Source organism: Marinomonas maritima, from assembly GCF_024435075.2.
In the GTDB taxonomy this organism is placed as follows: Bacteria; Pseudomonadota; Gammaproteobacteria; order Pseudomonadales; family Marinomonadaceae; genus Marinomonas; species Marinomonas maritima.
Map to the genome: position 1 here is coordinate 1,095,903 of NZ_JAMZEG020000002.1, position 23,130 is coordinate 1,119,032.

The 23,130-nt window shown below is 42.7% G+C and carries 14 protein-coding genes and 1 pseudogene; 10 read left to right on the forward strand and 5 right to left on the reverse strand.

Going from position 1 to position 23,130, the window contains the following annotated elements; translation table 11 throughout:
- The first annotated feature begins 73 nt into the window (after window positions 1–73).
- On the forward strand, window positions 74–1,399 hold the full coding sequence (locus M3I01_RS11115) for a hypothetical protein (protein ID WP_255895947.1): 1,326 nt from the start codon (window positions 74–76) through the stop codon (window positions 1,397–1,399).
- A gap of 2 nt (window positions 1,400–1,401) precedes the next feature.
- On the opposite strand, the gene M3I01_RS11120 is transcribed toward M3I01_RS11115, so the two are convergent.
- Window positions 1,402–2,664: an MFS transporter gene (locus tag M3I01_RS11120; protein WP_255895948.1), complete on the reverse strand. Its 1,263-nt coding sequence runs from the start codon at window positions 2,662–2,664 to the stop codon at window positions 1,402–1,404.
- A 279-nt stretch (window positions 2,665–2,943) separates the two neighbouring features.
- On the opposite strand from M3I01_RS11120, the gene M3I01_RS11125 reads away from it, so the two are divergent.
- From M3I01_RS11125 to M3I01_RS11150, 6 genes are all read left to right on the forward strand, one after another.
- Window positions 2,944–3,903, forward strand: a complete 960-nt coding sequence (locus tag M3I01_RS11125; protein ID WP_255895949.1) for a cupin-like domain-containing protein — start codon at window positions 2,944–2,946, stop codon at window positions 3,901–3,903.
- Window positions 3,904–4,022: 119 nt separating this feature from the next.
- On the forward strand, window positions 4,023–4,751 hold the full coding sequence (locus tag M3I01_RS11130) for a 4'-phosphopantetheinyl transferase family protein (RefSeq protein ID WP_255895950.1): 729 nt from the start codon (window positions 4,023–4,025) through the stop codon (window positions 4,749–4,751).
- A gap of 534 nt (window positions 4,752–5,285) precedes the next feature.
- Window positions 5,286–6,314, forward strand: coding sequence for a tRNA dihydrouridine(20/20a) synthase DusA (gene dusA, locus M3I01_RS11135; RefSeq protein ID WP_255895951.1), 1,029 nt, complete (start codon window positions 5,286–5,288; stop codon window positions 6,312–6,314).
- A gap of 5 nt (window positions 6,315–6,319) precedes the next feature.
- Window positions 6,320–7,270: a transaldolase gene (gene tal, locus M3I01_RS11140; RefSeq protein WP_255895952.1), complete on the forward strand. Its 951-nt coding sequence runs from the start codon at window positions 6,320–6,322 to the stop codon at window positions 7,268–7,270.
- Between the two features lie 114 nt (window positions 7,271–7,384).
- Window positions 7,385–7,897, forward strand: a complete 513-nt coding sequence (locus tag M3I01_RS11145; RefSeq protein WP_255895953.1) for a sugar O-acetyltransferase — start codon at window positions 7,385–7,387, stop codon at window positions 7,895–7,897.
- Between the two features lie 185 nt (window positions 7,898–8,082).
- Window positions 8,083–9,207 (forward strand): PQQ-dependent sugar dehydrogenase, encoded by a 1,125-nt coding sequence (locus M3I01_RS11150; RefSeq protein ID WP_275565072.1) that lies wholly within the window; start codon window positions 8,083–8,085, stop codon window positions 9,205–9,207.
- 38 nt (window positions 9,208–9,245) lie between these two features.
- Here the strand turns inward: M3I01_RS11150 and M3I01_RS11155 are convergent, their stop codons facing one another.
- From M3I01_RS11155 to hrpA, 3 genes are all read right to left on the reverse strand, one after another.
- Window positions 9,246–10,271 (reverse strand): diguanylate cyclase, encoded by a 1,026-nt coding sequence (locus tag M3I01_RS11155; protein WP_255895954.1) that lies wholly within the window; start codon window positions 10,269–10,271, stop codon window positions 9,246–9,248.
- An 18-nt stretch (window positions 10,272–10,289) separates the two neighbouring features.
- On the reverse strand, window positions 10,290–11,117 hold the full coding sequence (locus tag M3I01_RS11160) for an MlaA family lipoprotein (RefSeq protein WP_255895955.1): 828 nt from the start codon (window positions 11,115–11,117) through the stop codon (window positions 10,290–10,292).
- Window positions 11,118–11,186: 69 nt separating this feature from the next.
- Window positions 11,187–15,062: an ATP-dependent RNA helicase HrpA gene (gene hrpA / locus M3I01_RS11165; RefSeq protein ID WP_275565073.1), complete on the reverse strand. Its 3,876-nt coding sequence runs from the start codon at window positions 15,060–15,062 to the stop codon at window positions 11,187–11,189.
- A 180-nt stretch (window positions 15,063–15,242) separates the two neighbouring features.
- On the opposite strand from hrpA, the gene cysK reads away from it, so the two are divergent.
- Entirely contained in the window at window positions 15,243–16,208 is a 966-nt protein-coding gene (gene cysK / locus M3I01_RS11170) for a cysteine synthase A (RefSeq protein WP_255895956.1), read from the forward strand.
- A 77-nt stretch (window positions 16,209–16,285) separates the two neighbouring features.
- On the opposite strand, the gene M3I01_RS11175 is transcribed toward cysK, so the two are convergent.
- A complete protein-coding gene (locus M3I01_RS11175; protein ID WP_176335207.1) occupies window positions 16,286–16,534 on the reverse strand; it encodes a hypothetical protein in 249 nt (82 codons plus the stop codon).
- Between the two features lie 483 nt (window positions 16,535–17,017).
- On the opposite strand from M3I01_RS11175, the gene M3I01_RS11180 reads away from it, so the two are divergent.
- Together M3I01_RS11180 and M3I01_RS11185 are read left to right on the forward strand one after the other, a co-directional pair.
- Complete coding sequence (locus tag M3I01_RS11180; RefSeq protein WP_255895957.1) at window positions 17,018–17,605, forward strand: Crp/Fnr family transcriptional regulator; 588 nt, start codon at window positions 17,018–17,020, stop codon at window positions 17,603–17,605.
- A gap of 556 nt (window positions 17,606–18,161) precedes the next feature.
- A pseudogene (locus tag M3I01_RS11185) lies at window positions 18,162–22,961 on the forward strand (SDR family NAD(P)-dependent oxidoreductase); the annotation flags it as partial.
- Window positions 22,962–23,130: the final 169 nt, after the last annotated feature.

The window sequence follows — 23,130 nt, forward strand, 5'->3', positions numbered from 1 at the left end:
CGCGTATAATAAAAAATTCGCCGCATTAGTCCGTTAGCGTTAATTTTTCCTGTTCAATTTAAGGGCTCGAACAATGATAAAAAGTTCAAAAGAGTACTGGTTAGAATTTTTCGATGAAAACCCAAAAGCAGATGAATTAGCTGACAACATACGATTTGTAGGCGCTCAAAGTAAATTTTCAAGACCTGATTGGCCTCTACTTTTAACACCAATAATGTACACTCAAAGCTTTGTTACTGAGCAAACCAACAACCTGTCGAAACTTTTCAAATTGATACGGCAGCTGCCAGTGAAACTATTTGACAGTGAGCTAATCGACTTCGCTAATGCGGTAGGTTTTACCAACACTGAATTACATACCCTCTATAACAAGCAGGCCTCGAATATTGGTCTTTATCCCTGTCGTTGGGATATTATTCATAGCAGCGAAGGCTGGAAAGTAGTGGAGGTCAACGTCGGAGGCGCACTGGGTGGCTTTGCTAGTGATGCTATACATGCACTGTATGATGAATCAATAGCCCAAGAAACATCTAGCGATCCATTACTGAAGCTCTCAGAATCTTGGCAGAGTCAGTATTCACACATCTCTCGTCAAATAAAAAAGACATTAGAGCAGTTAAACAATCCCATATTAGTCGTTGTAGACGATGAAAAAATGTTTTTTGATAGCCCATTGATAGCAAACAGTGTCGCTAGCGCGTTAGCTGAAAAGCTAAATATAGAGGTGCAGTCCATACCTCATACTGGTCTACAATCGATATGTACACAACACGAAGGTCAAGTATTAGTATTTGAAATCTTCGGTTATAACGACGTTATCAATAGTGGTATATCCAGTTATCAGACCTACTTCGAAGGCCTAGTGAGTAATAAAATCGAATCCACTATTTCTCCTTTAAGCGAGCTTTTCATGAGTAAAGCCATATTGGCGTTATTGAAAGAGGCTACGCTCGGCGATCTCCTCAACGATAGTGAAATCATGCTTATAGACTCTCTTATTCCTGAAACATACCTAGTAAACCAAGACACACTTGCTCACTTAAAGTCTCTGGACCACTCTCAATGGGTTTTAAAAGCCGCTGTAGGGTACGGGGGAAATAATGTCATTTGTGGTTGGGAAACTGATCTTAATTCTTGGTCAGCGCAGCTTGAGGTGGCTGCTCAAACGGATACGCCATTACACATTGTGCAAAAACGTGTTGTTGGGATACGAGAGCCAACCATCTCAATAACACCAAAAGGTTTATACGTTGAGTGTGATCAGCCTGTTGTCCTCGGTATATTTATGCTTGAAGAGGAATTTGGCGGTGGCGTTATCCGACAATCACTCACAGGTTCTGGCATCACTTCTTCTACTAACCAAGCATCCGTTGGCGTCATGCGAGCAACACAAGTGTAAAGTCAGGTATTTTCCCGAGACGAAATATCCAATTTTTCGTCTCTTTTGTTAAACGCCTTACTTAGATAAACCACACTAGCTAATGATGCCAACAGCACACACACCAACCAAGTTGTCGTTAATCCAACATACGCAGCGCCAAATCCACACAGTAAGGTACCTATTAAACCACCAATTCGTGAATTAAGAGACGAAATGGAGTCCACCGTAGAGCGTACATTGTCTTGCGTCGACTGATGCTGTAACTGTCCTTTCGCTGAAGCACCTAACTCAGCAGAAAAGTCATAGCAAATAAAGAATAACGCAAATACAAAGAGATTATTTGATAGTGCAAGGACGGTTGCCATGGATAATTGAAAAATTAATCCTACAAAAAGTACTTTTCCCAACTGTTGATCTAACCCCTTACATACCAAGGTTGTCACTCTAGCGGCAATACTGCCTAAAAATAAGGTGGCCGCATAAATCAAACCATATGCCCAACCAACAGGGTCCTCACCAGACAGCAACTCAAACTGCACTGGCCAATATTTCTCAATAGCGCTCGCCAAGGGGATAGTGAGAAGCGCTGTTAACATTAAACGCCACAATATTGGATGGCGAACCGCTTTAGCACCAGCCTCTATCTGTTGAGGTAAATCAATAAGAGACCGCAAAGAAATTCGTTGAAAAGTCCGTGTTTCCGTAACCCATACGAGCATCAACAGGTAGACAATAACGTAACAGCTCAGTCCACCTAATAATAGAAAGCGATATAGGGTGAGTTCATCTATATTAGCAATGCCGCCAAAATACATAAAGCCTGCGCACAGCAACGCCCCTATCGCACCCAGTCCATTAGTTCTAAGCCCTACTCGGGCTAGCCCCTCCTGTAAGCTAATGTCACCGTCTGCCTTATTAAACGTCTCGACAAACCATGCCGTAATCGTTCCTGAACAAAGCGCAATTCCTGCCCCCCAAAAAAACATGGCAATCACAGCACAATAGAAATTCGGCCAGATAAACAAAATCACCAAAGATAGGATATTGAGTAATAAAGAAAATAAAAACACCTTTTTTCGGCCAATTTTATCTGCCAGCCCACCCGTAGGTAACTCCAATACCATTACGGTTAAACCCATAGTAGCCATGATAATAGCTATTTCCTTTATGCTCGCACCGAAAGCAATCATAAAAGGGGTCAGAATAGGCAATACTAGGAATTGTCCCAGAAAAAATATCCCGAGATAAAGGCCGTAGTAGTTACTCAGTTGCAGTCGATTCATTGCTTATTCCTGAATTTATAGTCTATAAGCTCAATATGCTTGTATCGTAAGTGTTCAATCTGAACCTAGATCACCCATTAGAGCACAGGCTCGTAAGTCCACAAAGCAAACTCAAATACTGATTGATAAGGTAGAATTTTATCTCAGTCCAGAGCAGGTAACAGGACCGCTAGCTCTGGAAAATCCGACACTAAAAGCCTGTTTACCATAACATCACATTGACAATGGCGGTGAGTTTGCAGACCATCAGAGTATTTACCTTTGATAGGAAGTGAAACAATGGACGAAAACATTCTAAAGAACATACCAGGTATCGATGCCGCGCAATCAATCACCACCATTGACGCAGAGCAACTTACACCAAAGGTGTTTATGGAATATTTCGTATCAAACAATCGCCCGTGTCTCATTAAAGGTGCAATTAAACACTGGCCAGCAATAAAAAAATGGGGAGATCCAGACTATCTCAAAGCGAAATGTGGTGATTCCCCCATTACCTATTATCCTCATATGAATTACGACCATACGGATAATATGAAAGTAGATGAAACAGTAAAGCCCTTTTCCTTTGTATTAGATATACTCTGCCACCCCAGCTCCGGCATCACCAGCGCACCATCTCTGATGTTTGATAAACCTCCTTTTTTAGCATTAGCCAAAGATGTAGCAGGATTTTCATTTTTACCCTCTCCTCCTAAGCCAATCCTCTACCCTGCATCTCGGTCATTTATGTATAAGGGTGCGGGGACCGGCTGGCATTATCATTTTGTTGATGAAACGCTAATGTGCCAAGTTATCGGCTCAAAAAAAGTGGGTCTACTGCCACCAGATACAGAAACGGATAACATTGTTTATGAGGCCTTTACCACTGATGCATATTTAAGCAATGGCGATTGCTTTGACCCAATAAAAGCCTCAAAACTAAAGCCTATACTCGCCGTAGTGGAGCCTGGAGATGCACTTTATATTCCTCCCTTTTGGTGGCATGGTGTTGAAACAATAGGATCTAGTTTCGGCATAACCATTGCGAACTGTTGGCGCTCTCCATTGCACATAATGGGCGATTTATCCTTCCCTACTGTACGTAAAATATGGAAAAAATCACTGACTCGCCCAAACAAAAGAACACCGATTGTACTCGCATTGGGCATCTCAAGTTTACTGATGCAAAGTGTTCGATTTATATTCAATTCCCGTGCTAGAAAAACAAAAATTGTTGATGAGAAGGGGCAGCTTTGAATTTAAAAATCTTAGCTGTACCTCTAAGCTCAGTGGCATTTTCTTTTAAATCCAAATAGTATCCTCAACTTGAAGTCCCTGATTCAGTTATTAGATAAACATTGATTGGCGTAATTTTCATGGCTCAAGATGTGAAGGTGGTTGAGAGTGAACTCAGTTCGTTTTTTTTAAGTTGCAATAAGGTTGTTATCGCTCGTTTACCTAAACTCACGATATTCAGCTGTAACTACACGAACACTAGATACACACAGAGGCTATTTGAAGAATTTGATATCTATTTCCCTAATTCACTCCACCGATCCGTTGTTAAACGGCAGGCCGAATATCTCGCTGGCCGCTATATGGCTAAATTAGCACTTTCGGCATTAGGCATTGAAAACACCACAGTATCGACTGGCATTGATCGTGCCCCATCTTGGCCAATAGCGATAAACGGTTCGATCAGTCATACCCATAACACAGCTTATTCGGCAGTGGGTACAACAGCAGATTTTGATTATATTGGGATTGATTTCGAAGAATTCATTTCTCCTTCCACTAGCGAAGACATCGCCAGTACAATCATCAACCCTCATGAGCAAATACAGCTTACGAGCTATCACTTAAAATTCGAAATCATGCTAACGCTGATATTCTCGGCCAAAGAAAGTCTGTTCAAAGCCTTATATCCTCAAGTAAATGAATATTTTGATTTTTCAGCAGCAGAAATTGTGAGCATTACAGAGAAGGATAATCAATTTATTATTCAGTTAACCCGATCTTTATGTTTAAGCTTACCAAAAGGAAAGCGTTTTAAAGGATACTTTGAGCTAATGGACAACCATGTATTAACGATAATTGCAGGGTAATGCAGTTAAATCGTCTCTATGTAATCGTCAGTGCGTTTTTTCTAGAAATTTCAAAATTAGCAGAGCACTTTAGAGTGGCCATAATCCTTAGTGGCTAACTACGAGCGGTTATACCGTGGCGAAGCCATGACTATAACCGTCTTTTGAACCGCCGCTTTGTCTATAGGAAGAGTTGTTTCTTTAAAATTAGTGACGAGCTTTACTTGACCACTACAAGTGCGTTCTTTGGGATGAGTCCCATATGACGTGGAACCAGCCTCTTCTGCCGATATGCCCCACACGACAATGTGTCGGTAATGCCTTCTTGTTTACGACGCTCCTAGCAGACAATACATAGTTTCAATTAAACAAACTGATGGCGTTATACTTACTCTTATTGGTACATTTTAAGGTTGTTTTTCCCGTTAATCTGAAACTAGATCCACTTGTCCCTTAGAAATCTTGTAATTTTATGACATAATATTGGCCATCTGTCGTAAGATGCTATTTCATTTAGAAACGACGCTTTTTTGAACTTATTCGATACAAGATAAAATGCCTTTAGAAAATGGGTCAACAACCCCAGTAAGCCCAAGCACCAAGCTTAATCACCGTTTTTCCATTGCCCCTATGATGGATTGGACGACTTCAGATTACAGAGTCTTTGCTCGTACATTAACCAAAAATACGCTGCTTTATACTGAGATGGTGACAACGGGTGCATTGCTGCAAGGCAATCATCCTGAAAGATTCTTACGGTATGACGAGTGTGAACACCCTATCGCTTTACAGCTTGGTGGGTCCGATGCTCCTGCGTTAGGTAAGTGCGCAAAAATGGCTGAACAGGCTGGCTTTGATGAGGTTAACCTAAACGTTGGTTGCCCAAGCGATCGAGTTCAAAACAGTTTGATCGGCGCGTGTTTAATGGCTTACCCAGATAAAGTGAAAGACGCCATGCGCACAATGCAAGATGCATGCAGTATTCCAGTGACGATCAAACATCGCATTGGTTTAGATGAGCAAGAAGAATACAGCGTGGTTCGGGACTTTGTTGGTGATATGGCAACAACCGGTGTGACAACGTTTATTGTTCATGCGCGTAATGCAATCTTGCAAGGCCTAAGTCCGAAAGAGAACCGTGAAGTACCACCACTGAAATACCATTATGTACATCAGTTGAAGAAGGATTTCCCAGACCTTGAAATCATCTTAAACGGTGGCATAAAAACACTAGCGGAATGCCAAGAACAATTGGCACACGTCGATGGCGTGATGGTTGGCCGCGAGGCTTATCACAACCCTTGGATTTTAAACCAAGTCGACGAAGTATTATTTGGCGGTCAGTCATTGGTACATGATCGCTATGCAGCGTTAGAGGCTTACGTTCCTTATGTTGAACGTAAGCTAGAAGAAGGCGAACGCTTGATGCACCTAACCCGACATATTTTGGGTATTTTTCAGGGCGAAGCTGGCGGTAAACAGTTCCGTCGCTACCTATCTGAGAATGGTCACAAAGCTGACGCAAAGGTAAATGTATTATTAGAGGCCATTGAATTGGTCAAAAATCATCAACGCAAAGGATAAGAGCAATGAGCAATAAGTTATCTCAGTTAAAAGAGTTCACGACCATTGTGGCCGACACCGGTGATATCACGGCAATCAAAGATTTTTTACCACAAGATGCAACCACTAACCCATCTTTGATGCTTAAAGCTGCACAAATTCCAGAATACGCCCCTTTCCTTGATCAAGCGGTTGCTTGGGCAAAAACACAAAGCAACGACAAAGATCAGCAAATTTTAGACGCTGGTGACATGCTTGCTGTGATCGTTGGAACTGAAATTTTGAAATACGTTCCAGGCCGCATTTCTACTGAAGTAGACGCGCGTTTGTCTTTCGATAAAGAAGCGACACTTGCAAAAGCACGCAAATTAATCGCGCTATACGAAGCCGCTGGCGTGTCTCGTGACCGCGTTTTGATTAAAGCAGCGTCTACTTGGGAAGGCATTAAGGCCGCAGAAGAGCTAGAAAAAGAAGGCATCAACTGTAACCTGACGTTACTTTTCTCTTTCGCTCAAGCAAAAGCTTGTGCCGAAGCGGGCGTTTACCTGATCTCTCCTTTTGTGGGTCGTATTCTTGATTGGTACAAAAAATCAACTGGCCAAGAATACACTGCAGAAACAGATCCTGGTGTGGTTTCTGTCACTGAAATCTACAACTACTACAAAGAGCACGGTTACAAAACGGTTGTAATGGGCGCGAGCTTCCGTAACCTTGGTGAAATCGAGCAACTTGCTGGTTGTGATCGTTTGACGATTAGCCCGAACTTGCTGGAAGAACTGAAGAAAGACGAAGGCAAACTTGAGCGTAAATTGATCCCAACAACCGACGTGAAACCAGCGCCTGCTGCCATCACTGAAGCAGCGTTCCGTTGGGCAATGAACGAAGACGCGATGGCAACAGAGAAACTGTCTGAAGGCATTCGTAACTTTGCTGCCGATCAGCGTAAGTTAGAAGTCACGTTAGCGTCTATGCTTTAAGCGTCACTTTTAAAAGAAAAAACGCGACTTAGGTCGCGTTTTTTATGCCCATTTGTTTTATGCTTTCATGTTTCTATCCTACATAAAAGCCACCGTGATAATGAGCAACTGATAATGACTGAATTTGAAAAAATGATCCGTGGTGAGACTTTCAATGGGATTGATACAGACCTTCGCCTACGCCGAGAAACCGCCCGCCTAGCTTGCGCAAAATTCAATACGCATCCAAGTAAAGGCAATTTACGCCATGTTACTCGCTTGTTTGCTGAGTTTGGCAGCGTTGTCATCGAACCCGGTTTTCAATGTGATTACGGTTCTCAAATTCACCTTGGTAAAAACGTGTTTATTAACTTCCACTGCGTCTTTCTAGACAGCGCCCCAATTCATATTGGCGACGATGTATTAATTGGACCAAGCGTGCACCTTTATACGGTCGATCATCCAAGAGACGCTGAATTACGCGCTTCGGGTGAATGCTTTACACAACCTATCACGATTGGCAATAACGTGTGGATTGGTGGTGGCGCCAAAATTTTACCAGGCATCAACATTGGCAATAGCGCCATTATTGCCGCAAATGCCGTGGTTACTCGCCACGTGGAAGAAAATGAGCGCTACTTCGGATAATCTGCTCAATGATTTTTTGCATAATTACGCCAAAAAATCACATTTTCATACTTTAACGAACGTTAGCTGAACTCTTCCTACAACTGGGTAAGTAATCGGCAATTGTTAAGGAAATACCCTCTTCGCCCCTTTTGTCTCAACAATTTTCTATATACTGCACTGAAATACGCGAGAGAGGTCGCTCTATGAAACATTGGATTCTATTTTTAGCTAGCCTTGTGGCGCTTGGTGCAAACGCCTCAGATGCCGACATTAGCAATGACGCCTTAAACATCGATCAAATTACACAGTTTGATGGTACTCCATGGGGTATCGCCGTGCTTAATGATCAAGAAGCCATCATCACTATCAAACAAGGTGATGCCTACCGAGTCAATTTAGCCACTGGGAAAAAACAAGCGCTGAGCGGACTCCCTGCTGTCGATAATGCCGGTCAAGGCGGTTTACTGGATGTGGCTAAGTCACCACAACTCACCGAGCAAGGATGGTTGTATTTCACCTATTCAAAGCCATCGAATGAAGGATCACGCACGACGCTCGCGCGGGCTAAGTTGGTTAATAATACCCTTACCGAATGGCATGATTTACTCGTCTCAGACTCTGCCACGACAGAAACAAAACACTATGGCGGACGCATAGCCTTTGACGATCAAGACCATGTGTTTTTCTCGGTCGGTGATCGAGGTGTCAGAGAAAGCGCTCAAGAGCTGACCAACCATGCAGGCAGCATTATTCGCTTAAGCTTGGATGGTCAAGTGCCTGCGGATAACCCTTTTGTAACGCACGCAAACATTAGAAATGAAATCTGGAGTTACGGACACCGCAATCCTCAAGGTTTATTTTATGATACAAACAGCCATACTTTATGGTCAAACGAACATGGACCAAGAGGCGGTGACGAAATTAATCTGATTCGTCCCGGTGCTAACTATGGTTGGCCAATTGTGTCTTACGGCAAGGAGTATTGGGGACCTATTGATGTAGGAGAAAGCACAGAAAAAGAAGGTATAGACAATCCTGCTAAAGTGTTTATTCCGTCGATCGCGCCCAGTAGCTTGTTACGCTATCAAGGTATTTTGTTTTCCAACTGGAATGGTGATTTTCTATCGACGGCACTCGCATTAAGGCATTTGAACAAGGTAAAAATTGAGGCAAACGGCGAAGTAACAGAAACACGTTATCTTCAAAACTTAGATGAACGACTTCGCTCTATTGCTCAAGACTCAAAAGGGGCCCTCTATATTGGTACGGATTCTGGAAAGCTTTTAAGAGTCACGCTAACCACCACAACCAACACCCTTAAAAATTAAGTTAAGGGCATCCTTTGATGCCCTAACATCACTAAAATTTACCCTTCTAGAACAACGCAATTTCGCCCGCTGTTTTTGGCTTTATATAAACGTTGGTCAGCAATCGAATATAAATGCTTAAAATCGCCACCCTCTTCGTTACTGCTTGAAACACCAATGCTCGCCGTATAACAAATATCATGGCCATTAAAGCGAAACGGCGTATCGTGAATATACTGACAAAACGACACTGCCCATGTCTTGCTTTTCGACGCTGACATCAGCACACAAAACTCTTCGCCACCCAAACGAAACAATTGTTCACTGTCTCCCTCATGAGCTCTCAACCTTTCAGCAAAATCAACCAAGACAGCGTCGCCAATGTCGTGGCCATAGTTGTCATTCACTCTTTTAAAATGATCCAAATCGATCAATACAAACGCCAACCCATCGCCATCTTTTTTCGCCGCTTTAAACTGTTGTTCATATTTAGCGATCATATTTCGACGATTTGCGAGGCCCGTTAAAGGGTCTGTTGAAGCCACTACCGTTAAGGTTGCCATCATTTTTTTATGTATTTTCTCTGCGCCATGAGTAAGCCCCCAAAGAAAAAGATAGGCAAAGACTAAATTGATCACAACACTAACGAGTTGAATACCATGAGGGTCATAGAAGCGTAAATATAAAATTATCGCCACTAATGCGAGGCAAACACCGCTTAACCACACGGCAATACGTCGACCCAACATCAAGTAGGCGCTCATAGGAAAAATTAACACCCATACCTGCCTACCTGAAAATAAAGGTGAAAATGCAACCACAGCCAGGATGCCTAAAAATATAAAGGACACATAAAAGAAAACAACCCATTGGTAATAATGCCATCGCCTGGGAAGAAACCATAAACTGGCCGTTAAGATAAGAAGAAGGGTTTCACAAAAGGCTACGGTATAATGTTCTGCAAAGGTATTGAGAGAAATAAGAATAAGACAGGAAACCCCAATCACCAGTAAAAAAACCTTTAACAAGGTTTCACTGAAGAAATCATTATTAAACCAATGAGATACCGGAAGCTTCTTACTCATTCATCACCATTACCTCAATTATTCAGACCAACTGGTACCTTCAGGCTGGCCACTATTAGAAAAACCTTCATCGTCACCCCAAGAGTCATCGCCCCAGGAATCATCATTGCTATCCTCGCCCCAACTACCATCAATCGAGCCTTCATGTGATTGCTCTTTTCGCGGAGGGTTACCGTCATAGACATCATACGCTCGACTCTGCAAATACACGTCTCGGATAAAGCTGTACCTGTCTCCTACAATCAAAGATTCGGCGCTAAGCAAACGAGCACGAGTATCGACAACATCCAGAGCCATCAATCCCAATTTATCATCACGGCTCAAATTAAGAGCTTCTGTTTCGTCAATATACGTGTATTCGACCACCAAACCCGAACCATCACGTACAGTTGAAGGGCCAAAAAATGGCAATACAAGATAAGGACCAGACGACACCCCCCAGTAACCTAACGTTTGGCCGAAATCCTCTTTATAATGTTTTAGCCCCAGCTCGCTTGCGACATCAAAAATACCAAACCAGCCTGCGGTACTATTAATCAAAAAACGAAAAGTGGAAGAGGACGTCTCATCCCATTTTCCTTGTAATAGATTATTAGTGATATTTCCAATTTCGCCAAGGTTAGAGAAAAAATTGCTTACCCCTTTTTGCACGGGGTTTGGCGTGACCGCTTTATAACCTTTCGCAATTGGCTTTAAAACGGCGCCATCGATCGCATCATTAAAGGTAAACATAGAGCGGTTAAAGCCTTCCCATGGATCTTCTTTGGTTTCTACTGGCACATTTGCACAAGATTGCACAAGCAATAACATAGAGCCAAAAAGTAAAGCACCTATTACTTTAAACATTTTCACTATCCTTAATTTGAAAGACTTCACATACAGCATCTGGCTAAAAGACAAACGTTTATCTATAAATCAAATCAATTTTTTAACTTCTTGCCACTGCTTCGTAAGTCGTTTCTCTGAGATTGGCTCTAAGGTTCCTACCGATTGAGCAAACAATGAAATACGATACTCTTCTAACATCCAGCGATATTTTATTAATTCAGGATCATATAACACTTTATCATCGTGCGCTTTTTTCTGGCGAACATAGGTTTGCCACAAACTTTCTAATTCCGTCACATAGGCATTCTCTTTATTCAAATGGTTTTGAAACCGCTCTAACCTGACTTCAATCCCTTTAAAATATCGCGGCAACTGCCCTAGCCAAAATAACGGTGTATTGCCAATAAAACCAGGATACACCAGCTGACCTAACTGAATCTTAATATCACCATATACTCTTGTCCAAGGCAGAGGAATACTGCCTTTCATTTTTTTAGCCACGCCCTGATAAGAAGACAAGACCCGATACAGCTGTTCTGCCATCTCGTTGGCAACACTCACCAAACTAAGCTTATGTGTCGACACGCACTGTTCGAACTCTTCTTTTGTGCGCGGTAAGGAACGTCCATCTAAAAACACCTTGTCTAACACGGCATTCAACAGATCATCCAATAACGTTTCTTTCTGCCCCAGTGGAGAAAAGATCAACATGGACTCTCTTAAATGCGGTAGGTTCTTTTGTAAATAGCGCATTTCCTTACTTAAAGTCAATTTTAGTAGCGTAATAACGCCTTTTCGGTGTGTTTCTATCGCCGTGTTACGGTCATCAAACATTTTTAAAGCAACACTTTCCCCTTGGGCGACCAAGGCGGGAAATGCGGTGACTTTAATACCCGCTTGCTTAATTTCTTGGCGCTCTGGAATGCCTTGCTCTGGCCAAGTGGTTAATCCTTCTTGTTCATGTTGCTTCGTACCAAACTTGGCAAAGCTCTCTTGAACAAGGTCACTAAATTGCGTTTGAAGTTGTGCAAGATTTTTACCCACTCCTAGCACCTTGCCACGTTCATCAACAACTTCTAGGTTGAGAGTAAGATGAGAATCTAGTTTTTCTGCATTCCATTCATTCAGAGGAATATCAATCAGGGTTTCACGTTTAATCTGCAAGCTAAGTTGCTCAAGCAGGTCACCCTTTTCTTTCGACAAGTTGGGATAGACACGATCCACAAACTGAGGAATCGGTACAAAACGACGACGTAATACCTTGGGAAGCGCTCTTAATAGCGCTTCACAGCGCTCCTTAATAAAGCCCGGCACCGCCCACCCTAGATCCTCTAAACTTAACTGTCTTAATAGGCCTACAGGCACTTTTAATGTCGCACCGTCGGTTTCTTTACCCGGATCAAACTGATAATCAATCGGTAACGCCACGCCATTCAGACCAAAGGAGTCAGGAAACGCCATATCATCCACATGAACGTCTTGATTGACCAAGTCATCACGAGTCATAAGCAGCACATCGGGAGACTTTTTAACAAAGTACTCTAAACTTTTTAAGTTGCGTACATCCGCGGGTAAACGCTGGTCATAAAACGCAAACACCACTTCATCGTCCACTAAAATATCGCGGGTACGCAATTTGGCTTCTTGTGTTTCGAGCTCTTCAATGAGCGCTTTATTTTTACGAAAAAAAGCCTGCTTAGTACGAAGTTCACCTTCCACCAAACCAGAACGGATAAAAATTTCACGCGATTCTTCAGGATTGATATGGCCGTAGTCCATACGTCGCTTAGCCACAATAACCAACCCATACAAAGACACTTGCTCCTGCGCCATGACACGCCCTTGAGTGCGCTCAAAGTGCGGATCAAAATACTGACGCTTCACAAACGGCGCCGCGTACTCTTCAATCCAAATAGGATCAATTCGGGCCGTGACACGCGCATAAAGCTTGCTGGTTTCAACCAACTCGGCGGCCATGATCCATTGTGGCGGCTTCTTGAATAACATAGAACCCGGAAAAATCGACAACTTACGCGAACGACAACCGAGCATATCCTTGCTGTCTTCCATTTTATTCGCGACTTGCGTAAACAAGCCAGCCAACAAAGATCGATGAATCGCTTCGTAGTGACGCTCTTCATGCTGCACTTCTTTAAAACCAAGCTGCTTACAAGCAATCATGATTTGTCGATGTATGTCTCGCCATTCGCGCATTCGCATAAAATTCAGAAACTGCTTACGGCAATATTGACGAAGTTGGTTCTGAGACAGTTCTTGACGCTGGGCTTCGTAACGCTCCCATAAGTTTAAAAACACGGCAAAATCTGAGTCTTCGTCTTTGTCTACAGCATGAGCCTGATCAGATTGCGCTTTCTTATCTTGAGGACGTTCTCGTGGATCAGGAACCGATAAGGCACTGACGATAATCGCCACTTCTTTTAAGACACTGTGCTGTTCGGCAGCAATCAAGATCCGCCCCAGTTTCGGATCAATCGGTAATTTAGCAAGTTGTCGGCCAACGGCCGTCAATCGATCTTTTTGCAAAGCCCCCAGTTCCGTCAATGCTTGATAGCCATCGTTGATCATGCGTTTTTCAGGCATTTCAAGGAAAGGGAATTTTTCAACTGGCCCCAACTTCAAATTCGCCATTTGCAGGATAACCGACGCCAAGTTAGTACGGAAAATCTCTGGGTCCGTAAATTCAGGGCGATTACTGAAGTCTGCTTCGTCATAAAGGCGAATACAAATACCGTCCGCCACACGGCCACATCGCCCTGCTCGTTGATTGGCGCTGGCTTGGCTGATTTTTTCGATAGGCAATTGCTGAACTTTGGACCGCACACTGTAGCGGCTCATACGCGCCAAACCGGGATCAATCACATAACGAATACCCGGAACGGTTAACGAGGTTTCTGCGACGTTGGTCGACAACACAATGCGACGTCCAGAATGAGACTTGAAAATACGCTGCTGCTCGCTCGTACTTAATCGAGCGTACAAAGGCAAAACTTCGGTGCCACGCAACTCGGCTCGGCGTAAAATTTCAGCGGTCTCACGAATTTCACGTTCACCCGGTAAAAACACCAGAATATCACCGGCACCACGATAGCCTGACGTTCTTTCTTCGGCAATCAATAATTCCACCGCGTCCAGAACTCCATGTTCCATGCTTTGGTCTTCGTCCAGCTCTTCCGAATCAGACTTACTCAATAACGGCTGATAACGTACTTCTACAGGATAGGTTCGACCAGACACCTCAATAACCGGCGCCTTATCGAAATGCGTTGAAAAGCGCTCTACATCGATGGTCGCGGACGTCACAATGACTTTTAAATCAGGACGCGCCGCCAATACTTGTTTCAAATACCCCAGCAAGAAATCGATATTCAAGCTGCGTTCGTGGGCTTCATCGATGATAATAGTGTCGTATTTATAAAGCAGTTTATCTTGCTGTATTTCCGCCAGCAAAATACCGTCTGTCATTAATTTGATCAGCGTTTCTTCATTACTTTCGTCGCTAAAACGGACTTGAAAGCCAACTTGCTCACCAAGCTTAACCTGCAGCTCATCACTGATACGTTCCGCCACACTGCGCGCCGCAATTCGACGGGGCTGAGTGTGCCCAATAAGACCCGCTAAGCCACGCCCTGCTTGCAAACACATTTTAGGCAACTGAGTCGTTTTGCCGGAGCCCGTTTCACCCGCAATAATAATGACTTGGTTTTCTTGAATCGCCTTGATAATTTCATCGGCGCGGACCGCAACAGGCAAACTCTCGTTATAGGTAATTTTAGGCATACGAGCCGTACGCGCTTGGTGCAACGCACTCGACTTTTCGATAATGGCGTCAAGTTCATTTGCCATACGGTCACTGGGTAAACCGTCTTTTCGGCGCTTAGCAAGTTGCTCTTGTTTACGGACAATAAGATGACGATCGCGTGTCATCACAGCATGATTTAGCATGGTATTAAAAAAGTATCCTAATTGATTGGCACTGGCGTCATTTGATAAGTTCGCAGCGGGTGCCGTTTCTATCTATATAATTGGAAATTCTAACATTAATCCCCATGAAGAGGTTATAGTGAAACCAATATGCTGCATTTGATCGGCAGTAACCACTCATTGACCAAAAAAGGAAATGGTATGTCTAATCACGTATTTGAAGATAACTCTCTTACTATTGGTAATACGCCACTGGTACGTTTAAACCGCATTGGTAATGGCAATATTTGGGCAAAGCTCGAATCTCGCAACCCTGCTTTCTCGGTAAAATGTCGTATCGGTGCCAATATGGTATGGGATGCAGAGAAAAAAGGCATTCTAAGCAAAGGCAAATCGATTGTTGAAGCATCCAGTGGAAACACAGGCATCGCCCTATGCTTCGTTGCAGCGTCTCGTGGTTACCCTATTACGATCACAATGCCATCCAGCATGAGCGTAGAGCGTCGCCAAGTTATGAAAGCCCTCGGTGCAACCATCGTATTAACGGAACCAGCAAAAGGCATGAAAGGCGCGATTGCCAAAGCAGAAGAAATTGCACAAGACAAAAACGTTGTACACCTTCAACAATTTGATAATTCCGCCAATCCAGAAATTCATGAAAAAACCACAGGCCCAGAAATCTGGACAGACACCAATGGCGAAATTGATGTTTTTGTGGCGGGTGTTGGCACAGGCGGCACGATCACAGGCGTGAGTCGCTACATTAAAAATACACAAGGCAAAGCCATTATCAGCGTTGCCGTAGAACCCACCAGCTCCCCTGTTATTACACAAACAATGAAAGGTGAAACACCATCGCCATCGCCTCATAAAATCCAAGGTATTGGTGCAGGTTTTATACCGAAAAATTTAGACCTGTCTATGGTGGATCGAGTTGAGCAAGTAACCAATGAAGACGCGATTGACATGGCAAAACGTCTAATGCGAGAAGAAGGCATTTTATGCGGCATTTCTTGTGGCGCCGCCGTGGTTGCAGCGGAACGATTAAGCAAACTGCCCGAGTTTAAAGACAAAAAAATCGTCGTAGTATTACCTGACTCTGGCGAACGTTACTTGTCTACGGCTTTGTTTGAAGGTGAATTCACCGACAACGAACTAGTACAGTAAGCGCCTTTATGGCATAAAAAATCCCGCTTCGGCAAACGCTTAAGCGGGATTTTTTGAATCTAAATTAACGTCATTTATTAATGCACTTTTTTCGTACCGTAACGAACCATGTCTTTGCCATTTTCATACACATCTGCACTTACCCAGCGCCCCAAGAGCAATTGCTGATTATCATCCAGCACAGCAAGAAATGGACGACCGTTTGTATTATTTGTGGCCAACGCAACACCAGCCGCATTAGCAAGGCCTAAGCCTCCGTTTTCTATCGCACGTAAAAACGTCTCAAGCTCGGCTAAGGTTTCAATTACATCGTTGTCATTAATCATTCTATCTACTCTGTTATTTTTCAAATACGGCAAGGATAACAGTTATCAAAGCGAGTGAAAAATGAGAAACGTTTATTTCAGACGATGAGAATGCTTTTTTGCTATTTCCTCTCAGACAACTCATATACTAAAATTTTAGCCTGTGTGTGTCCGTAACTTTGCCCCAAACACCAACGCCACCACGTCATAATGATTTGATTTTTATGCCCAAACTCAAACCCTAAGTGCGTCACTTTACGCTCTATAAAATCAATAGTCACATAAAGGTAAGTTGTTATCATGGAAGGGTATTTTTTACAATACAATGTAAAAATCATTGTCAATTTTACCAAATTCAGTATATTGCTCATTAGTATATAAAATGAGATAAATATCTAATTAATGTTGTCGTTCGTATATTGGGACGATAGAGATTTCGGCACATCGTATATAGCAATTCAATGATGATTGTCATGCCTAACCCTAAACAGGCTCCGATATGTTATGAAAAAGTTTACTGACAATTATTTCTCCGAGACTTTGGGTGTGACCCAAACCGAATCTAAATACCTAAGCAATATGTTTAAATTTGAGTCAATTGACAAAAATATTCGACTGGTAGAAGAAGGTACGAAATGGGACCGCGTGTACTTTATTAGTACTGGCCTATTGCGTTTTTACTACACCACGACCGGAGGCAAAGAATTCAACAAAGGTTTTTTTAAAGAAAAAGATTTCATTTGGCCAATTACCCCCAGTGCGCGAATTGAGCCCAGCTTATTTAGTATAGAATCACTCTCTCAATCTGACCTTTGGTCAGTCTCTTTTCGCGATTTTCAACATACTCTGAAAAGTTATGGCGTTTGGGAGAAATTTGCATTGCCTTATGCAGAAAATTTGGCCGACCAGAAATTTAAACGCGAATATGATTTTTTAGTTAAAAATGCTCAATCTCGATACGATGGATTGATTTTAAAATTAGGCAAACTCGTTGATCGAATACCCGATTATCATCTAGCGTCTTATTTAGGCATTACAAATGTTGCACTCTCACGAATAAAGAAACGAAAACTTATCTCAAACATTATTTGACCTATAGGACAAATATTTATAATCCATGATAAATTAGAGCTTTAACTCAAAATAAGTGCCTGCGTAACTTTTATCACACATTTTTTAAATGACGGCAGACATTACAATACGAGATTCCATTTCACCCACTCACTCAGTCCCTCCTCTATCTCTACAAAATAAGTTAAAACTTATTTGTAATTTTAACCTAGGTTAATGAAGCTCCTCGTTATATCTCTTATACTCCGGCCTAAATTTCATGGAGAGCTTCCCGCAAACCACCTTATAGTCCCTTAAATCGACATATTAAGAAAATATCTAATTAAAATAGGTAATTTATCAAAATCTTCGACGGAGCCTGATTTTAATAAAAAATGAAGTCTGTGCTCAATAATTACAAATCAAAATAACAAGGATGATTAGTAACCAGTAGAAATATAAATATGTAATTTCCAAGGTTGGAAAATTGAAACTAATGATGCTTAAGCGTTGGATATATGGGACTCCCTTAATTCCAATCAAGGCAATCACTAGATCATAGTTTTGAATACGTAGTTCTTATTAAAAGGAGATTAAGATGAGTAATTATAAAGAATCTGATATTGCAGTTGTTGGTATTGGCTGTCGATTCCCGGGCGGCGCTTCAAGCCCAGAAAAGTTTTCTGAGTTAATATTTAATGGTATTGATGCCATCGGTGAAGTACCCAAGGATCGCTGGCGGGCAGACAAATTTTACTCATCAGAACATACGCCTGGAAAAGCACGTACAAAGTGGGGTGGATTCATTGACCAACCGCATAAATTTGATGCATCTTTTTTTGGCCTCACGCCGGTTGAAGTCTCCAGTATGGACCCTCAACAACGCCTACTTCTCGAAGTTTGCTGGGAATCAATGGAAGATGCAGGGATCGACCCTTATTCACAAAAAGGGTCGAGCACAGGTGTGTTTGTGGGTGCATTTACACTTGACCATTTAGTAAATGAAACAAGTCATACAAACTGGGACTCACTCAACGCCCATACAGCAACTGGCTCAATGATGACGTTGCTATCCAACAGAATTTCTTATCTGTTTGATTTCAATGGCCCTAGTATGACGCTTGATACAGCATGTTCTTCATCCCTTATTGCTGTACACCTTGCAGTACAAGATATTAACAATGGTGAATGCGAGTCTGCCGTTGCTGGCGGTGTTAACCTAATGCTCAATCCAGGTATTACAGTAGCCGAATCCAAAGCAAATATGCTATCGCCTACTGGTCGTTCAAGGTCCTTCGACAGCCTAGCAGATGGCTATGTTCGTGGCGAAGGCGCTGGACTGGTTGTCTTAAAACCTCTAGCAAAAGCCATAGCAGATAATGATCGAATCTATGCGGTTATTAAGGGCTCTGCAACGAATCAAGACGGTAAAAGCTCAGGTCAAACAGTACCTAACGGATTAGCTCAACAGGCACTTGTCGAAATTGCCTGCAAGAAAGCTAACATCCACCCTTCTGACATCCAATACGTTGAGGCACATGGTACTGGCACACCAGTAGGTGATCCAATCGAGGCCAATGCTTTAGGTAATGTGTTATCCGTTGGGCGTAATGACCATTCAGAATGTCTCATTGGTTCGGTCAAATCCAACTTTGGTCACACAGAAGCCGCGGCAGGTATTGCGGGACTAATCAAAACAGCGTTGTGTATCCATCAGGCAAAGTTGCCAAAAATCCTTCATTACCAAAAAAACAATCCAAAAATTGATTTTAAAGCGCTAAAACTAAAACCCGTCACAGAAGCACAGACTTGGCCAGTGACGGATAGAGCACGTTTAGCAGGCGTAAACTCTTTTGGATTTGGTGGAAGTAACTGCCATGTTATTTTAGAACAGGCACCAGAGGTTACTGAATCATTACAGCCCGCCTCCAATAGCAACAACTCACTCTTAAAACTCGTTTTAACAGCCAAATCGGAAGCGGCGCTAAATGCCCTAGCACAAAACTACATTGTACTACTGAGTAAACCAAATATTGATGCGGCACAAGTGTGCGCAAACGCAGCATTACTCAGAGCCAAACACGAGTACCGACTAGTGGCGACGGGGCGCGAGGCGAATGAACTGATTGGCCAACTCAATTTGCGCCTAAACTCCGAAGTATCACCAAATTTGTCTGTTGGTAGAATACTATCGCTAGAAAAAGGTGAATCACTCACAACCACAATGGTGTTGTCCGGCATGGGACCTCAATGGTGGGCAATGGGTCGGGAGCTGCTAGAATCCGAACCAGTTTTTGCTGACATGTTTGACCGCTGCGATCAAGCCTTTGCAAAGCTCACCAACGACTGGTCACTTCGTAACGAATTTACGGCAAGTGAAGAAAATAGTCGTATGCTGGAGACACAAATTGCTCAAACCAGTAACTTTGCACTTCAAGTTTCTATGGCTGAGCTTTACCGTTCAAAAGGTGTATTGCCTAATGTGTTAGTAGGTCACAGCGTCGGTGAAACGGCTGTAGCTTACATTTCAGGCTCGCTTTCTCTTGAGGATGCTGCTCTGGTTGTTTATCACCGAAGCCGCTTGCAACAAACAACCAAAGGCAGCGGAGGCATGCTTGCCGTTGGATTGAATTACAAACAAGCACAAGAGTCGATTAAACCTGTTTCAGATAAAGTTGCCATTGCAGCCATCAATGGACCAACAGCAATTACGTTGGCTGGCGATACGCCTGCCTTGGTGGACATTGCAAAAACGCTGGAAGAGCAAGGCATTTTTCAGAAGTTTCTAAGAGTAGAAGTACCTTACCACAGCCCAGCGATGGACCATTTAAAAGACGAATTCCTTTCCTCCGTTGAGGGCATTCAACCAAAACCAACCCACATCACCTTATATTCAACGGTAACGGGCGATATCATAAATGGTGAAGACCAGACACCGGAATATTGGTGGCGAAACCTACGGGATTCAGTCTACTTCTCAGATGCAATAAACAACATACTCCAAAGAGAAAAGAGTCAACTGTATTTTGAAGTCGGTCCACATCCTGTTCTTGGTGGCTCTGTCGCTCAATTGTTAACAGAAAGCAATAAAACTGGCGTGGTTTTATCATCACTTCGCCGCAAAGAAGCCGAGTCTGAGTTGTTTGAAAAATCTATTTCGGATTTATTCATCAATGGATTCAATGTAGATTGGTCTTTAACACAGCAATCAGCCAATAAAAGGTTGTCTCTTCCACCATACCCATGGCAAAGAAACCTCTATCGCAGCGAATCACCTCAAACTCTTAACTGGTTACAAGGTGGGAATGAAAATACTTTATTGGGTATTAGGCAACCCTCTTCTAATCCCACTTGGGAACTCGAAATTTCAGGCGCTGAGTTAAATTATCTGTTCGATCACAAAGTTCAGGGGGAGGCGGTCTTTCCTGCCGCTGGCTATGTCGAAATGGCGTTACAAGCAGCGCAGTCGTTACACGATACATTAAGGTTTTCAGTAAATGACCTAAAGCTGAAAAAAGCATTATTTATCTCCAAAGTTAATCCGGTAACAGTTCAAATTTCGCTGACCAGCGGTCTCAGTCAATTCGATATTTACAGTCGAACGCTCGTGACGGATAACTGGCAACATCATGCCAAAGGTCGGTTGGCGCTATCCAACCCAACTCACAACGAGACAAGCGTTCCAAATATTACTTCGGATGCCACCTACTCTGAACACTCTAAAGTGGATACTTTTAGTCAATTTGAAACCATGGGCTTCAACTATGGAGAATCGTTTCAACTGATCCAAAGCATTGCCAAGAAGGATGGTTATGCAATAGCAACGATTGAAGTGCCCGAAGATACTCAGGACTTTATAGTTCACCCTTCAATTTTAGATGCTGGTCTACAAGCATTGTTGATCGCCGGAGGCCATAAAAATACAACTTATTTACCTACCCATATTGGACTGGTAACAAAGCTAGCTTCTTTAGAAGGTTCACTAACAATTTGCACCCGCCTAACAACAAATACATCAGATAGCCTGATCGGTGATGTAAGTTTCTTTGGCATGGATGGTCAACCGGTTTTGGAGCTGTTAAATGTGCAAGCTTCAACGATTGAATCAAAAAATAACCATGGAAATGAATCCACTTGGTTCCAGCATATTCAATGGTCAGAGTCCCCTAAATCCAACACAGACCTCAAAGACAAAGGAGATTGGATTGTTTTCTCGGATAATAGCCAATTAGGTCAAGATGTTTCCAATATCATTTTTGAAAATGGAAACAAAGTGTCGCTGCTCACCTGTGCTGATGAGTTTAATAAAATCACTGGGGGAGTGCCTGTAAACAATATTGAAGCCTTTAAAGCAGTATTAGAAGCCTCTCCAGATGCGAAAAATATTTTATGGCTGTGGCCTCTAAATAGTACCAAAGGAGTAGATTTTGATATTCAGGATATTGAACGCTCACATGAACTCGGTGTGTATTCTCTATTGTCATTGCTGAAAGCGATTGATGCCACTCATAGGCAAATTCACGTTTGGCCAGTCACACGAGGTATGCACGCAATTGAGAGCAATCCAAGTGTTAATGTTCCAATTGAATTAAGCCAGGCACACTTATCAGGCTTCTCTCGCGTCATGGCAAACCAAGAACGTCCTAAAATATGGCATAACATCATCGACCTTGATCATGAGCCAATGAAGGATGAAGCACTGACATTGGCTACAGAAATTCTCTCAGGCGGTGTTAATGAAGAAATAGCTTTCAGAAATGGCAAACGCTTCGTTGGCAAGCTCCAAGCACACACACAACCGGCGAACCCTTTAATTCCGGTATTTAATTCGCAAGACAGCTATCTGATAACCGGTGGGCTAGGTGATTTAGGAGTTTTATACGCAAAACACTTAATTAAGTATGGTGCTCAACATATTATCTTACACATTCGCACGGCCCTGCCGGCACGAGAAAATTGGGAAGAGATTGACTCAACGACACGAATAGGTCGGCAAGTATAAAAACTTCAAGCACTTGAAGCTTTAGGCGCCACAATTCAGGTCGTAACCCCCGATATCACAAAAACAGGTGAACTATTAGAGATGTCGGCAAATCACGTCGCAAATGGTTACCCTCCTATTCGACATGTTATTCACTGTGCCGGTATAGTTCGTGACAAATTAGTATCTGATATGACTCAAGAAGATATCGATGCTATTTACAATGCAAAAATCTATGGTTCATGGGCATTACACAAAACATTTGAAGAACAACTTGAAAGTTTTGTATTGTTTTCTTCCTATGCATCTATTTTTGGAGCAATCGGTCAATCAAACTACGCCTCAGCCAATAGCTTTATGGATGCACTTGCGCATTTCCGTCGTCAGCAAGGTTTGCCAGCGTTGGCAATAAACTTTGGCCCTTGGACCGGATTAGGAATGGCTCAAGAACTTGAACTTGACGAGTTCTTCGAAAAAGCCGGCATTAACCCGATCACAGCAAGTAATGGCGAGAAAATTTTCAACTACCTATACCGTTTTGACAGTGCAAACGTTCTGATTGCACCAATAGACTGGACCCATTCTG